At 41.7% G+C, this 15505-nt stretch carries 12 protein-coding genes and 1 tRNA gene; 7 read left to right on the top strand and 6 right to left on the bottom strand.

Annotation, left to right across the window (positions count from 1 at the left end; translation table 11 throughout):
• Window positions 1-135: 135 nt before the first annotated feature.
• The 4 genes from eno to AAEY88_RS04055 all read left to right on the top strand — a co-directional run bounded on the left by eno (window position 136) and on the right by AAEY88_RS04055 (window position 3834).
• A complete protein-coding gene (gene eno / locus AAEY88_RS04070; protein WP_350559419.1) occupies window positions 136-1452 on the top strand; it encodes a phosphopyruvate hydratase in 1317 nt (438 codons plus the stop codon).
• Window positions 1453-1623: 171 nt separating this feature from the next.
• Window positions 1624-1932, top strand: coding sequence for a septum formation initiator family protein (locus AAEY88_RS04065; protein ID WP_350559416.1), 309 nt, complete (start codon window positions 1624-1626; stop codon window positions 1930-1932).
• 99 nt (window positions 1933-2031) lie between these two features.
• Window positions 2032-2766, top strand: coding sequence for a 2-C-methyl-D-erythritol 4-phosphate cytidylyltransferase (ispD, locus tag AAEY88_RS04060; RefSeq protein WP_350559413.1), 735 nt, complete (start codon window positions 2032-2034; stop codon window positions 2764-2766).
• Window positions 2767-3213: 447 nt separating this feature from the next.
• The gene (locus AAEY88_RS04055; protein ID WP_350559410.1) at window positions 3214-3834 is read left to right on the top strand and encodes a BLUF domain-containing protein; all 621 of its coding nucleotides are present in this window, start codon (window positions 3214-3216) and stop codon (window positions 3832-3834) included.
• 206 nt (window positions 3835-4040) lie between these two features.
• On the opposite strand, the gene AAEY88_RS04050 is transcribed toward AAEY88_RS04055, so the two are convergent.
• The 3 genes from AAEY88_RS04050 to pyrC all read right to left on the bottom strand — a co-directional run bounded on the left by AAEY88_RS04050 (window position 4041) and on the right by pyrC (window position 6719).
• Window positions 4041-4116, bottom strand: a tRNA-Glu gene (locus tag AAEY88_RS04050).
• A 605-nt stretch (window positions 4117-4721) separates the two neighbouring features.
• Window positions 4722-5381 carry a ribonuclease T gene (rnt, locus tag AAEY88_RS04045; protein WP_350560452.1) on the bottom strand — a complete coding sequence of 220 codons (660 nt, stop codon included), beginning with the start codon at window positions 5379-5381 and terminating at the stop codon, window positions 4722-4724.
• 258 nt (window positions 5382-5639) lie between these two features.
• Window positions 5640-6719, bottom strand: coding sequence for a dihydroorotase (gene pyrC, locus AAEY88_RS04040; protein WP_350559407.1), 1080 nt, complete (start codon window positions 6717-6719; stop codon window positions 5640-5642).
• A gap of 379 nt (window positions 6720-7098) precedes the next feature.
• On the opposite strand from pyrC, the gene AAEY88_RS04035 reads away from it, so the two are divergent.
• Window positions 7099-8337 carry an argininosuccinate synthase gene (locus AAEY88_RS04035; protein ID WP_350559404.1) on the top strand — a complete coding sequence of 413 codons (1239 nt, stop codon included), beginning with the start codon at window positions 7099-7101 and terminating at the stop codon, window positions 8335-8337.
• Window positions 8338-8560: 223 nt separating this feature from the next.
• On the opposite strand, the gene AAEY88_RS04030 is transcribed toward AAEY88_RS04035, so the two are convergent.
• Complete coding sequence (locus tag AAEY88_RS04030; protein ID WP_350559401.1) at window positions 8561-9805, bottom strand: hypothetical protein; 1245 nt, start codon at window positions 9803-9805, stop codon at window positions 8561-8563.
• Window positions 9806-9979: 174 nt separating this feature from the next.
• On the opposite strand from AAEY88_RS04030, the gene AAEY88_RS04025 reads away from it, so the two are divergent.
• Together AAEY88_RS04025 and AAEY88_RS04020 are read left to right on the top strand one after the other, a co-directional pair.
• Window positions 9980-10504, top strand: coding sequence for a L,D-transpeptidase (locus tag AAEY88_RS04025; RefSeq protein WP_350559398.1), 525 nt, complete (start codon window positions 9980-9982; stop codon window positions 10502-10504).
• A 164-nt stretch (window positions 10505-10668) separates the two neighbouring features.
• The gene (locus tag AAEY88_RS04020) at window positions 10669-11289 is read left to right on the top strand and encodes a nitroreductase family protein (RefSeq protein ID WP_350559395.1); all 621 of its coding nucleotides are present in this window, start codon (window positions 10669-10671) and stop codon (window positions 11287-11289) included.
• Between the two features lie 148 nt (window positions 11290-11437).
• On the opposite strand, the gene AAEY88_RS04015 is transcribed toward AAEY88_RS04020, so the two are convergent.
• Together AAEY88_RS04015 and AAEY88_RS04010 are read right to left on the bottom strand one after the other, a co-directional pair.
• Window positions 11438-13018 (bottom strand): CYTH and CHAD domain-containing protein, encoded by a 1581-nt coding sequence (locus tag AAEY88_RS04015; RefSeq protein ID WP_350559392.1) that lies wholly within the window; start codon window positions 13016-13018, stop codon window positions 11438-11440.
• A 208-nt stretch (window positions 13019-13226) separates the two neighbouring features.
• Window positions 13227-14810, bottom strand: coding sequence for an isocitrate lyase (locus AAEY88_RS04010; RefSeq protein WP_350559389.1), 1584 nt, complete (start codon window positions 14808-14810; stop codon window positions 13227-13229).
• Between the last annotated feature and the right edge of the window lie 695 nt (window positions 14811-15505).

Here is a 15505-nt window from a genome sequence, read left to right as displayed (position 1 = left end):
AATAGTGTTCTAAATAGATATTTCGTAGTGCTGTTAGCGTATGCGCTATACAATCATTTGCTTTATCCTTTTTGTATTTTATTTTCCCTTTTTTATCCTACAAACTTGGCATGACCAAAGGAATTAACAGACATTATGTACGCTGAAGAAACCAACAACGTCACCGCAATTAAAGACATTCGCGCCCGTGAGATTTTAGACTCACGCGGTAACCCAACGATTGAAGCTGATGTGACCTTAGCTGATGGCACTATGGGGCGCGCAGCAGCACCAAGTGGCGCCTCAACTGGTTCACGTGAAGCGCTTGAGCTACGTGATGGTGATAAAGATCGCTATATGGGTAAAGGCGTCAAAAAAGCCGTTGCCAATGTCAACAGCCAAATTCGCAGTGCACTAGTTGATAAAGATGTGACGGATCAGCAGAGTATTGATGATGCTATGATCGCGCTGGATGGTACAGAAAATAAAGACAGTCTTGGTGCTAATGCCATGTTGGCTGTCTCTCTTGCTGTAGCAAAAGCGGCGGCAAAGTCGCAGAATCAACCCTTATATCAATATATCGCTGATTTGCGTAATCAAACTTCATTAACCATGCCAGTACCAATGATGAATATCATAAATGGTGGCGAGCATGCGGATAATACGGTCGATATCCAAGAGTTTATGATTGAGCCAGTTGGTTTTACCAGCTTCTCTGAGGCCCTGCGCGCTGGTACTGAGATTTTTCATAGCTTAAAATCGGTTCTTAAATCTCAAGGCCTAAATACAGCGGTAGGTGATGAAGGTGGCTTTGCGCCTAACTTGCGTAGCAACGAAGAAGCGATCACTGTTATCATGCAAGCCATTGAGCAGGTCGGTTACAAAGCAGGGGAAGACATTCACTTAGCCCTAGATTGTGCCGCCAGTGAGTTTTATAAAAACGGTCAGTACATCTTGGCAGGTGAGGGCAATAAGACCTTCGATAGCCAAGGGTTCTCAGATTATTTAGTTAATCTAGCGCGTCAATATCCTATCATCTCTATCGAAGATGGTCTTGATGAGTCAGATTGGGAAGGCTGGGCTTACTTAACCCAGCAGCTTGGGGATAAAGTCCAGTTGGTTGGTGATGATCTGTTTGTGACCAACCCTGCTATCTTGCAAGAAGGTATTGATAAGCACATTGCTAATGCAATTTTGATCAAGTTTAACCAAATAGGCACGCTATCTGAAACTTTAGACGCTATTTATCTAGCGAAGAAAAACGGCTACGCGACCATTATTTCGCATCGCTCAGGTGAGACCGAAGACAGCACTATTGCTGATCTAGCAGTAGGTACTGCTGCCGGTCAAATAAAAACAGGCTCACTATGCCGCTCCGATCGCGTCGCAAAATACAATCAGCTGCTTCGTATCGAACAGCAAGTACGTGCAAGCTATCGTGGCCGTGAAGAGTTTATTGGTTTACGTGGCTAAGACGCTTAAACTGGTCAGTTGACCTTAGTTATAAAGGCTGGGTAAGATAAGTTTACAGCTGGGCAGTATATGATTATTCTTATATACTGCCTATTTTATATATCCTTTAGCCTATTCAGCTTCAGCGGTTATTCCTCTTCTTATTTCTATCTCGTTTGGCGTTGTTATTATATGAAATACTTTAGCCAGTTTATGCTACTAGCCTTAGCGGTTGCCGTACTTTTAGGGCTGCAATACCAGTATTGGCTGGGTGAAAACGGTCATTTTGAGCACAATAGATTGCTGACAAAAATTGCTGAGCAGCAGCATTTAAATGACAACCAAATGTCTGCAAACAATTTGCTACGTACTGATGTTTACGATCTTAAGAATGGTCTTGAGGCGGTAGAGGAGCATGCACGTTTAGACTTAGGGCTCATTAAACCCAACGAAACTTTTGTGCAAATATCTACTGCACCAACCACTCACAGTCGTTATTAGTTTTTTATAATCCATTGTTAGTGTCTGTTTGCTGTTATTCACCCCTTACTACTTTAAATATCTCTTATCCCTTCACTTCATATTACTTATAATGATGCTATGAATACTCATCCCCGTGTGTATGCCATGATTGTCGCTGCTGGTCGTGGGAGCCGTTTTGGCGCGTCTGTATCCAAACAGTATTCAATGCTGCAAGGTCAAACCTTATTGCAACATAGCGTCGCAAGGCTTGCACGTAGCGCTTATATTAGCGACTTCTTCCTAGTAGTGGCAGCAGACGATAGTACTGCACAGACCCTTGATTTTGCCCTACCAGTACAGTATGCGATTGGTGGTGCTGAGCGTTGGCAGTCGGTACGTGCAGGGGTAGAGGCTATCGTTGAAGCGGGTGCTGATAAAGATGATTTAATTTTAATTCATGATGCCGCGCGCCCTGCAGTGCCATGTAATGATATTGATCAAGTCATTGATGCAGCAAGGCTGGAAGCGTATGGTGCGATTTTAGCCACGCCTGTTGCCGATACTCTTAAACTCTCTACGTCCATCTCTCAATCCAAACCTATGTATGAGAGTACTCTACACGATTACGTTGAACGTACTATCGATCGCCATAATATGTGGCAAGCACAAACTCCGCAAGTTTTTCGAGTCGCTCAACTGCGTCATGTATTATCTTATGTCGCTGAACATCAGCTTAATATCACTGATGAGTCCAGCGCTTTTGAACATCTAAATTTACCTATCCGCCTAGTCTCTGGCAGCCGTCAAAACATCAAACTTACCTATCCTGATGATGCTATTTTATTAGCAGCGATTTTGGCTGCTCAAAAATAATTACTCTACCTTTTATACGGTGGAGTAGCAGTATCAATCATCCTCTATATTCATTTTTGATACAAATGTTACCTGACTTGATAACCAATCGAACCTTTCTATTGAATATCTATTACGCTCATAATAACGATCAGCGCGTAACCTATTTCGTTGGCGTTGCTCGCTTTTTTTCTATGTATGTCATAAATATCAACTTTAATGAATATATGTATATAAATAATGAAATATTTTTTTAAAAAATAAAAGCTGTTGTATTAACGTATTCATTTGCTTTGATGACCAAACTATCATATGATGTAACTAACTTAATACAATTGTTACTAATCCCCATAAAATCAATAATATAATAAGAGGCTTCGTTTATATGTTTGTTTTATCTCTAAATTGTTTTCTAACGTCTATAAGCCTATGGGCTCAGTCAAACTTTTAATAATAAGGAGAAGCTGATTGTCAGCAGTCATTAATAAGACAAACTCTGAGATAAGAGATCTTTACCAGATTATATATATGAGTCGTATTACCTCAACTGGCTTATCAAGTGCCAGTACGCTTAATGATATTGCAAAAATTGCTATAAAAAATAATAAAGCTGATAACGTGACCGGTATACTTTGCTATGGCAACGGCTACTTTTTTCAGTGCGTAGAAGGTTCTGAGCAGGCATTGACCAATTTGAAAAATCGAATATTGACGGACGATCGGCATAAAGATATACAAATGTTAGACTTTTCAGCGATTACTAAGCGCCGTTTTACTGGTTGGTCGCTACGTTCTATCATACTTGAGCGCTGGATGATTAATGATCCTAAAGCAAAAGCACTCATGCCGTTTAAGCCCTATAGTTGGAGCTCTGATGAGCGCCATCAGTTTTTAGATATTTTACATGGCTACTATGAAGAGCAAGAAAATACAGGCGATATCGATACGCAGCCTATAAAATACAATGCTCTAGGCTTAACACTAAGTAAAATAGTGGGAGAGCATCAAGCGTTCTTTTTGATTCAAACGGTGTTGGGGGTGCTGATTGTATTGGCACTACTGTGGTTTATGTTGTCAGATAAATTTTAAAAGGTCTTTAGTATTAGCTTACAGTCAATGCCAGCGAATAGCTGGCTTTTTGCGTTATACAGTAAGCTGAACAGTCTAACTGCAATTTGAATAGCAGGTGAGATTTCAGGATAGAAGTATAGAATCAAAAAAAAGACATAAAAAAACCCTCAAAATCTATTAAATTTTGAGGGTTTTAAAAATGCTGATTATAACATTTTAATGTTTGGCGTCCCCAGGGGGGTTCGAACCCCCGTTACCGCCGTGAAAGGGCAGTGTCCTAGGCCACTAGACGATGGGGACTAGTGATGCTTCAGCTGCTTTCACTGTTTATGCTGAAGTGGTGCATATTCTAATAGCGTCTGCGGTTGCTGTCAAGCTGTTTTCTACGTTTTTTTAAAGTTAAGTATCTTTTCTTGAGGGCGCGACGTGGATGTAGGTCATTGCTCTTTAAATGATGGCGGATCCAGAGTGAGGTTATACAGCTAATGGTTATAGCGAGCAACATATAACCGATGATCGTTGACCATACTGTATAATAATATGGTTCCATAGAAAAGTTCCCCTTATTAAGCTCAAAACAACGTATGGTGCACGCTATTGAGGCGGAGTGAGCAACTTAAATCATCTATTGGATATCATCGCGTCATCTCAGACGAGAACAGGACTAAGTAAGTGAACTATCAATTCCATTTAGACAGTACAGTACATAAAGTTTGGGATGACAGTTGACTTGCTTATCATAGTATCAATCATATCCTTATTGATTGCAAAATCTAGATGGCAAAGTCAAAGTATATACAAGATTGGCCTTATTAACGACAGTATCCTTAGTACTATCATTATTAATAATAACAGTACCAATAAAACAAACAGCTAGCCACGATCATAGTTTACGTAGGGATTGCTTATTTATCATCGCTATCTTTTAACTCTACCCTGATTTGTTCACCAAGTAAAGCATTAGGCAGCATAGGATAATGATTGAGAATATGGCAAAACAGCTCGGCAGTTTTTTGGGTATCATACAGCGCTGAGTGGGCATTACTACCATCAAAATCAAGACCGGCAGCTTTACAAGCGCGTGCTAATACTGTCTGACCAAACGCCAGTGCCGCTAGGGTGACGGTATCAAATACTGAGAACTTATGAAATGGATTATGAGTTTTACTATTGGTACGCAACACCGCTGCATTTAAAAAACCCAAATCAAAATGCGCATTATGACCAATCAGCACGCATTGACGACAATCTTCAGCACGGCGAACTTCTTTAAGCCCTTTAAAAATACGACGTAGCGCCGTCTTTTCATCTTCAGCGATAGCTTTACGCATGGGATTATTAGGGTCAATACCGGTAAAGGCTAGCGAACTTGGTTCTAGATTTGCACCTTCAAAAGGTTCAATATGAGCGTTTAATGCCTCACCTGGATAAAATACACCCTGCTCATCCAGTAGAATAGGAATACAAGCTATCTCTAGTAGCGCATCGGTCTGGGCGTTGAAGCCAGCGGTCTCTAAATCGACGACCACCGGCAAAAACTTGCGGAAACGCTCTTTTATCGTCATGGGTGCGAGGGTTTCTATAGATTCTTTCTCACCAGTAGGGGTGCTTTTACTGCTAGCTGCGGAATTTAATAAATTGTCATCAGGCAAAGTACTGTCAGTTTGGGTTGTCATATCAGATTAAATCACTTTTATCGGTCGTACAGAGATATTTAAATCACAGTTAAACCGCTATCGATATACAGGTAACGTATAAAGGTAGCGATTTTAGTTTATGGAAGCCTCTAGCTTTTATAGTAGCGGAACCAAGTCGTTGTTTTTTTATCCCTTAATGGACCAAGGAAGCATTTCACCCGCCATTAATGGTGTGAGGGTTGACCCATCAAAATAAGGGTAATTTACGGGTACTTGCATTGGTATATTGATCAAGGTCACCGTATTTTCATTAACGGGTAGCCCGTAAAATTGAGCGCCAAAGCGACTGGTAAAGCCCTCTAGCTTATCGATTTTACCGACACTATCAAAAGCCGTTGCATATAAAGGTAAGGCCGTAGCTGAGCTATAACAACCGGCACAACCGCAAGCGGCTTCTTTTTTATCGGTCGTATGTGGTGCTGAGTCAGTCCCTAAGAAAAACTTCGGGCTGCCGCTGGTAGCCACCTCTAATAGGGCTTTTTGATGGGTTGCGCGTTTCAAAATAGGCAAGCAATAAAAGTGCGGCTTAATACCACCAAGTAATAGGTGATTACGGTTAAACATCAGGTGTTGCGGAGTAATAGTGGCTGCAATTTGATTGCCTTGAGCAAGAACAAAATCAGCGGCATCACGGGTAGTGATATGTTCCATTACAATCTGTAGGGTAGGGAAGTTAGTAATAATTTGAACCAATACGTCATCTAAAAAGCGTTTTTCACGATCAAAAATATCCACGTGATCGTGAGTCACTTCACCATGTAATAGCAGGGGCAAATTGTATTTTTCCATCGCCTCAAACACATCGGCGCAAGCATTAATATCAGTAACGCCATCAGCAGAGTTAGTGGTCGCTCCGGCAGGATAGAGCTTAACAGCTTGTACGATGCCAGACTTTGCAGCAGCTTCAATATCTTGTGCGGTGGTATGATCAGTCAGGTATAAAGTCATCCGCGGATCAAAGGCTGCTTGACGCTCAGCGCTCAAGTTACTGGCTTGCAAATACTGCAAGATACGCTCGCGATAGGCACGGGCATCATCGGCAGTTTTGACCGGTGGTACTAAGTTTGGCATGCAGATAACACGGTTAAAGCTGCCAGCTGCGTGCGGCACGGTAGTTGCCAGTGCCTTATCATCACGCAAATGGATATGCCAATCGTCTGGCTGCAGAATGGTTAACTCTTTAAACGAATCAGTAATAGATGTCATAGCGCTCTATATCATAGAATACAGGGAAAAGGAGATGACATAAGGCTAATAATAAAGGCCTTTAGTCTGCTGCTATGATAACAGATTTGCCCGCATGACTAAATATGTCTCCAAATATCCTCACAACCGTTATTTGGCTATTTATTAACTTGCTATAGTTGGTGTAGTTATTAACCTATTATGAATGGCTAGCATTTTAAGCATCAAAATCTATGCTACTGTAAGATAAAAACTAGGCAACCTCAGCGCGAATAATAACCCTATAAAGCCGTTGCACTTTTGCCTATAGTAAATATGATGTACACTGAGCAGGCAATCTATCCTTTAATTTATTCTAATCATTCTTTTTATAACTACATTTTCTTATTAGGAGTTATTCATGGCTCAGCTAGATCCAAAAAACATTAATAAAATTGTCTTGGCCTATTCTGGTGGTCTTGATACCTCCATAATCGCCAAATGGTTACAAGATACTTATGATGCCGAAGTAATTACCTTCACGGCTGACATTGGTCAAGGTGAAGAAGTTGAGCCGGCACGTGCCAAAGCTGAAGCCATGGGTATTAAAAGTATCCATATTGAAGACTTACGCGAAGAGTTCGCGCGTGATTATGTGTTCCCAATGTTCCGTGCCAATGCCATCTATGAAGGCGAGTATTTACTTGGTACTTCTATCGCACGTCCGCTTATTGCCAAGCGTTTGGTGGAGATTGCTAAAGAGCATGGCGCTGATGCCATCAGTCATGGCGCAACCGGTAAAGGGAATGACCAAGTGCGCTTTGAGTTGGGCGCAGTAGCTTTATCTCCGGATGTCAAAACCATTGCACCTTGGCGTGAGTGGGATTTATCCAGCCGTGAAAGCTTGATGGACTATGCCAAAGAACATGACATTGCTATCGACTATGCTGGTAATAAGACCAAGTCGCCTTATTCAATGGATGCTAACTTATTACACATCTCTTATGAAGGCGGTATTCTAGAAGACCCGTATGCCGAAGCAGAAGACGATATGTGGCGCTGGTCAGTCAGCCCAGAACAAGCACCAGATAAAGCGCAATATTTAGAATTAGAATATGAAAAAGGTGACATCGTTGCTATCGATGGCGAAACGCTTAAGCCGTACGAGATTATGATTAAGCTCAATGAGATCGGTGGCAGTCACGGTATCGGTCGTTTGGATATCGTCGAAAACCGTTATGTTGGTATGAAATCACGTGGCTGTTATGAAACCCCAGCAGGTAACATCATGCTAAAAGCGCATCGTGGTATTGAGTCCCTAACGCTAGACCGTGAAGCCGCGCATTTAAAAGATGAATTAATGCCACGCTACGCGAAGATTATTTATAACGGCTACTGGTTCAGCCCTGAGCGTATGATGCTACAGGCTTTGATCGATAAGTCACAAGAATATGTCAATGGCACGGTACGTGTGAAGCTGTATAAAGGCAGCGTGAGTGTGGTCGGCCGTAAGTCAGACGATTCACTATTCGATGAAAAAATCGCTACCTTTGAAGATGATGCGGGTGCTTATGATCAAAAAGACGCGGAAGGCTTTATCCGTCTAAATGGTCTACGTTTGGCGATTGAAGCCAGCCGTGGTCGTGATTTGTCTAAATAAAAGAGTTAAGCCTCTGGTCTAAAAAGCTCAACTAAATTGAACGTCATAAAAAAACAGAAACATTATGTTTCTGTTTTTTTATGGCTAGTCGCTTTTACTGATAATAATTTTTACTAAAAGCTTGGTTTTATATTTGCTAGCAGCTGTCGGGTTATTTATAGCGCTCTTATCTAACACTGTGCTTTCAATACCATCCTCTACTTTTGAAAACAGCCCTATCTTGCTACTGAGGCTCCTTAGAATTTTCCTGCTCCATCACCGCTTCAGTTGCTGGTAAGATGCCATCAGACTTCTGCTTTTGATATTTTAAGGAGGCAAGGGCGCTGAGACTACCAATCACCATGATAATAATTAAGATAATTGGGTTTTTCCATAGGGGTACTGGTTTATTATTTTTAACGGGCGTATCACTAATAGGAATAGCAGATGTATGGTCGCTACTGCCACTAATGAGTTGTAGATTCACCGACGGCGGGGTAGGCGCAGTAGTCGGTTCAGAGTTGATACGCAGTCGATTACGATGTAGGTAAATATCGGAGACTTTAGCCAGTTGTAGGAGCCAGCGTTGATGCGGTAGAGCAATAGCTGGCATCTGCGCAAACATTAACAAATCATTATGCCGGCCTTGCTGGATATTTTCTGTCGAGCGTCCGATCACTTTTAGATAGTTGGCGGTGGCCTGCTGCATATCTTGCCCTAGGACATTATCTACTGACTTAAACGTGGTTAATTCGTACCAATAAGGGTCAAAAGGTGGTGGCTCGCTTAGTAATCGTTTGGTTTCAGTGTCTATTTTCTCTGCTTCTATCGCTATATAATTTTCTTGATCGGCACTTATTTGATTTGTACTTCTTTCACTATTATTATCGTCATTAGCATGAGTTGTAGGATTAACACTATTATGGTTATTATCTGCTAAGCTCAAAGGCGTGTTGATAGGTCTGACAATGGCAAAGCGTTCTGCTGATAAAAACTGGGGTTGCAGAGCGAACCACTTGTCTAGCTCGTCATTATCAAGCTGGCTATAATCTGCCAAGACTGCCAGCTCACGCAGGACGATAACGCATAGAGAGGACAGTAATATTTGTACTTGCGCTACGCTGGTATCGATCTGCGCTGCGATATGCTCACTTGCTTTTATGACGCGGGTACTGTCACAAAATATAGCTTCAGCAACATCGTGACGATGGTATAAAGTAGCATTAATAGTAGCGAAGTTCATGGAATGATATTGTCGCAGTTCTTTAACCGCACTACGAGTAAAAAGCTTTTTGCTAACGGCTTGTCCCTGATAGCGCTGCTGATAAGAAAGTAAGGCGCTGACGATAGCTTGTAAGCTGCTACTCAGTGCAAGGCGTGTTTGCGGTAAGGACAGCTTGGCGGTATCGGCTAATAGAGAGGCCATTGGTTGGGTATTCTGATATAAAAAATCATACATCGACACACGTGTCGGTGAAATAGTCGTCATAATTTGCTAGCATCAAAAAATGTGACTCTATATTACGGTGCCTACCGCCTTGATACAATCCCTTAAAATCAGAAATCTTCGTTGGTTTATTAATAGTCATAACGACAATGATTTTTATAACTATCAAAAACAGCAATCAAAAACCACAAACAGAAAATAGCCGGACAGTGACCTATGATACAAGATGATAAGCCAACCACTCAGCTTTTGATTAATATTGCTGAGCAAACACTTATTTTATATCGGCAGCATAATGAGGTTGGCCGCTATGCTATCTCGACTGCCACCAATGGTAGCGGCAGTCAGCAAGATAGCGGCTGTACCCCACTTGGCGAGCATACTATCGCGCAAAAAATAGGTGACAGTGAGCCTATCAATACCGTATTCATTGGACGAGTACCTACAGGCGAAATATATAGTGCCCATCTTAACGCTGAGCATCCTGATCGTGATTGGATACTAAGCCGAATTATATGGTTAGCAGGTTTGGAGGACGGCATTAATAAAAGCAGTAATAATCAGGGAAGCTGCGATACTTACCAGCGTTATATCTATATTCATGGCACGCCTGATAGTGAGCCGATGGGTATCCCGCGCTCGCATGGCTGCGTGCGTATGCGTAATCATGACATTATTGAGTTATTTGCACAGGTTAACGTGGGTACGCCTGTGACTATTACTGATGACATTATTGGGTGAGTAAAAGGCACCTTGCCATAGCATGTCACAAGGCTATTTATAAAATAAACTTAACGGTAACATTCAGTGGTTAAGTTAATTGTTATAATCGTGACCGAATTTAGCATTAGAGATGATGGCTAAAAATTAAAACTAGAAATTCAATAATAACGAGGATAATAATAATGTCTAAAGCCAGTTTGGTAACTCTGCAACAAGCTTTTGATGAACGTCGCTCTATCTACGCCTTAGGCAATGAGTTACCAGTAGAACCTCAAGCGATTGTCAACATTGCTGAGCGCGTACTTCTACATACCCCCTCTGCCTTTAATTCTCAATCCTCGCGGCTGGTAGTATTATTTGGTAAGCAGCATCAGCAACTGTGGGACATTGCCGAAGACAAACTGCGTCAGGAAGTGGGCGATGGTGACTTTACGGGCCCTAAGCAAAAAATGGATGGTTTTCGTGCAGCCGCCGGTACTGTGCTCTTTTTTGAAGACAAAGAAGTAGTAAAATCGCTACAAGATAAGTTTGCGCTCTATGCTGATAAGTTTCCCATATGGGCACAGCAGACTTCAGCGATGCATCAGTATGCGCTGTGGACAGAGCTACGTACTTTGAATGTTGGCGCCAGTCTTCAGCATTATAATCCGTTGATTGATAACGATATCGCCGCCGCATTTGCAATCCCTGATAACTGGGAGCTAGTGGCGCAAATACCATTTGGTAATATCCTTGAGCCTGCTGGCGAGAAAACTTATCAGCCGCTTAATGAACGCATGAAAGTACTTGGATTAACTAACTAAGTTTATTTTGTTCACTCAAAGTCGTTGGTGTATCTTTATCAATTTGCTTTCGCAAAATTTTTAGCCCTGATTGACTTTATACCTTAGATAAGCATAAAAAAGACAGCCCCTATAACGGGTGCTGTCTTTTTTTATTGCCGTTTTTTTATTACCAAAAAGCAGCACTATCTTGAATACGATCTAAACGCTTCTGACAGCGTTTATGGTCGTCGTTTAAGGTTGCTGCAAACCAACCAGCACCATACAGCGCGTTAGTATCAGTCAGTGCTTTTTGTTGATAATATTGTTGATATTGTAAATGGTCATGATATTGCCCTAATGATTTTTGGGCTTTTACCAAGTGTTTAAGCCAGCGTTTGCTTTTCTTTTTAGAATATAGCGGGGCAGCAAACTCGCTAACATAACGTAAGTCTTTAAGGCGTTGGCGTACTTTATGCACAACGCTGCTTATTGAATTATCAGGCGCTACCTCATCAGGCTCTAAATTATTACGCTCTAAGCTATCACAATCTAAACCATTCTGATCCCACTCATCAAATTTTTGCTCAGCTTTGAGTAATGTCATATGCTTTTTAGATAAGATTTTGGATAGTTTGTCTATGGCTAGCTTATGCACTTGCGGCTCAGTACTAGAGTCACTCATGGTAAACTCAATTAGCTCCAATAAAGTCAGCTGAAAGTCATTGGCACGCACTGCAGCAACAGGTGTGACTTGGATTTGCTCAATCTCTGCCTGCCAATCTATAGTAGGCGCTCCCTGCTGTTGTAATTTCGGTTCGATATGCGAGGCCAAATAAGCAAGCTCGCGGTAGTCACCAAGCAAGGTAGCGGTTTGTCTTAGTATCGGCTGCCAATCAGCGTTTAACTGCTCCGAGAATTTACTAAAGGTGGTTATGACAATAATCAAGCGGCGAATACCGATACGCAGTTGGAGGACGTGGGCGTTATCTTGGCTACCTGCCACGATAGCGCTACTATTCGGTAGTATTTGTAGTAGACAATTATGCACGGCGGCGCGTACAAAGGCTGGCATGCTACTGTCTTTGTTAATATTTAGCTGCGCAAGATCAGCGCTAACCGCTGGGCTATAATCCTGTCCTTTAACCAGCAAACCGCCGCGCTCAGCTTTGGTTACTGTGGATAGGCAGAGCTTATAACGCTTACACCAAGTCTTGGCAGTCGTAAATAAAAACTTAAGCTCACCTGAGACCAGTTCAAACTCAATTTCTTGGATAGCTTGATATTGGGTATTATCGTTGCCGTGGATAATCTGACCAATATCATAAGCGATCTCAATCGTGCTGTCATCTTCTGTCAACAGCCGCGTTGTGCGCTGTATATCGGTTACATACTGGTGCGTTAAGATTTTCGCCAGTTTTTTTAGTTTAAAATCAGCCAATGCTGGAGCGATTGAAGTGTCTTTATAAAGTGTCAAATCAGGCATCAACTTATTATCATCGAGCATGGCTTGTACGTGCTCGCTATCTAACAGCGTATTGTGCTCTAGACGCGCAGCAATCCCATCGCCGCCAGCCTTGATAGTTTGTACCCAGTTATCACCTTCTTTACGAATACGCAGACCAATGCCAGATTTTGCCAATTCATGCTTAGGCGTATCGTAATAATGGGCGGCCATTTGTGTGGTCTCTGATGATTTAACATTTGCTTGACGCATCAGACCTTTTAGCCGTGCCTCTGGTATTAAAAACTTCAGTTCTATTTCTTGCATGACGTTACTCCGCAGCTCTGAATAATGATGACACTATCATCCTATGAGAGCTGCCAGATAATAACAAGTAAAACTTATGGTTCGATCTGTTGCTCTAGGCCAATTTTTAGTCGAATTATAGTAAAGTAACACGCATAAAAAAGCCGCTCTATATCATGTAGAGCGGCTTTTATTTTTCTGCTAACAGTTACTTATAACATAGTAGTTATTAGAACTGGTTCATGGTGTTCTTACCGCCGCCAGCTTTTAGCGCGTTGTCACCTGAGAAGATTTCTTTATGGTCATCACCAAGATCAGATCCAGCCATGGCTTGATGTTTAACACAAGCAATACCTTCACGGATTTCTTTACGTTGTACGCCCGCAGCATAAGCAAGCATACCGTCTTCACCGAAGTAGCCTTTAGCAAGCTCATGTACGCTAAGCGCAGTAGTATGATAAGTAGGCAAGGTGATTAAGTGATGGAATACACCCGCTTCACGTGAGGCATCACGTTGGAATCTTTTAGCAGCTTCATCAGCGGCTGTATCAAGATCAGTACCGTCGTAATCAGCACTCATCAAGTCATCTTTATTGTATTTAGAGATGTCTTTACCTTCTTCTTCCCATGTTGCGATTACTTGCTTACGGAAGTTTAGGGTCCAGTTAAATGATGGGCTGTTGTTATAGACCAATTTCGCTTTTGGCTGTTGCTCTTTAATGCGATCTACCATCATTTTGATGTGCTCAACGTCTGGCGTTGGGGTCTCAATCCATAGTAAATCAGCACCGTTTTCAAGAGCAGTGACGCAGTCAAGCACAACACGGTCAATGTTAGTGTCTTCGCGGAACTGGTAAAGACCGTTTGCTAAGCGTACAGGACGTACTAGTTTGCCATCATGCTTAAGCAAGCTGTCATTTTCTTTGGCATCAGCAAGCGTCACTTCTTCCATATCGATGAAGTCGATATATTTAGAGGCCAAATCACCAGGTTCGTTTGATACTGGGATTTTCTGAGTTAATGATGCGCCTTCAGAGTCAGTACGGGCAACGATGATACCGTCTTCAACGCCAAGCTCTAAGAATGCATAACGAAGGGCATTGATTTTTGCGATGTAGTCTTCGTGCGGTACGGTAACTTTACCGGCTTGGTGACCACATTGCTTGGCATCAGATACTTGGTTTTCGATTTGTAGGGCACAAGCACCGGCTTCGATAATCTGTTTAGCCAACAGGTAGGTCGCTTCTTCGTTACCGAAACCGGCATCGATATCAGCAATAATTGGCACCACATGTGAGTCGAAGTTTTCAATTTTAGCTTGAATTTCTGTGGTGTCTTGACCGGCTTCTTCAGCAGCGTTTAGCTCGCGGAAGTAGTCGTTTAATACTTTAGCATCAGCTTGACGCAAGAAGGTATAAATCTCTTCAACTAGTTTTGGTACCGACGTTTTCTCATGCATAGATTGGTCAGGTAGGGGACCAAACTCTGAACGCAATGCCGCAACCATCCAACCTGATAGGTAAATGTAGGTTTTTGAGGTCGTACCAAAGTATTTTTTCTTAGCATACATGGTTTGTTGAGCGATAAAGCCATGCCAAGCACCTAAAGACTGCGTGTACTGTGACGTATCATTGTCATAGTCTTCCATGTCTTGGCGCATGATACCTGCAGTATATTTTGCAATGTCCAAACCTGTCTTGAAGCGATTTTGTACCATCATACGTGCGGCATCAGTCTCACTGATGTTTTCCCAATTGCCATGTTTTTGCTTTAATTCACGTACTAAATCGATTGCTGATGTATAAGTTGACATCTATACTTCTCCTTGGTGGGGTATTAAAAGATTAACGAACAAAAAATCAAGTGGTAAAAACGATCATAACTAATTTTGCGTGGGATTCGCAGGGATTACGATTGCATTGATTACGTCGAAACTTAATGGTTGCTGGTATGACTAAGAATGTATTGAAGTTCTATCCATAAACAACAAACAGCAGATTATCATAATTCTTAGCCCCACTTACCCTAAACAAACCGGCTAAAAAATACAAGTGCTTTGCCCAATCATATTACTAACAAATAGTTGGTAGTATATAAACCCCTACTGTACTTACTAGCGCCATATCCTTACTGTGGGTATTGGAATAATGGCCATCAGTATCATAAATGACCTAAACCAGTATCACAAGTGACTTAAGCTTTAATAAAATTACGAGAGTGTTTACTCATTATAGTTAATAGTAGACGCTACGATTAATTACCAGTATTAGTAAATACTTATCCGTAGGACACAAGATTAAGCCATATGCTTTTGCTAGTATTGCTAATAAGTCTTTAAAATAAGAGTGGTTTGACAGCGTATTTGTACGGTGTTTGGCTATTTGCTAAACGGCAGTATCACTACTGGCCAGTAGGAAATGCTACAATAACCAATGATATATCCAAAGATAAATTACTAGCATGTTAGGCGTTGCGGCCAGTCGCTTAGTACTTATACACTACTATTTG

This window comes from Psychrobacter sp. CAL346-MNA-CIBAN-0220 (assembly GCF_040309805.1).
Classification (GTDB): domain Bacteria; phylum Pseudomonadota; class Gammaproteobacteria; order Pseudomonadales; family Moraxellaceae; genus Psychrobacter.
Note: the sequence above shows the minus strand (reverse complement) of the source record. Positions and strands in the feature narration are given on the sequence as shown.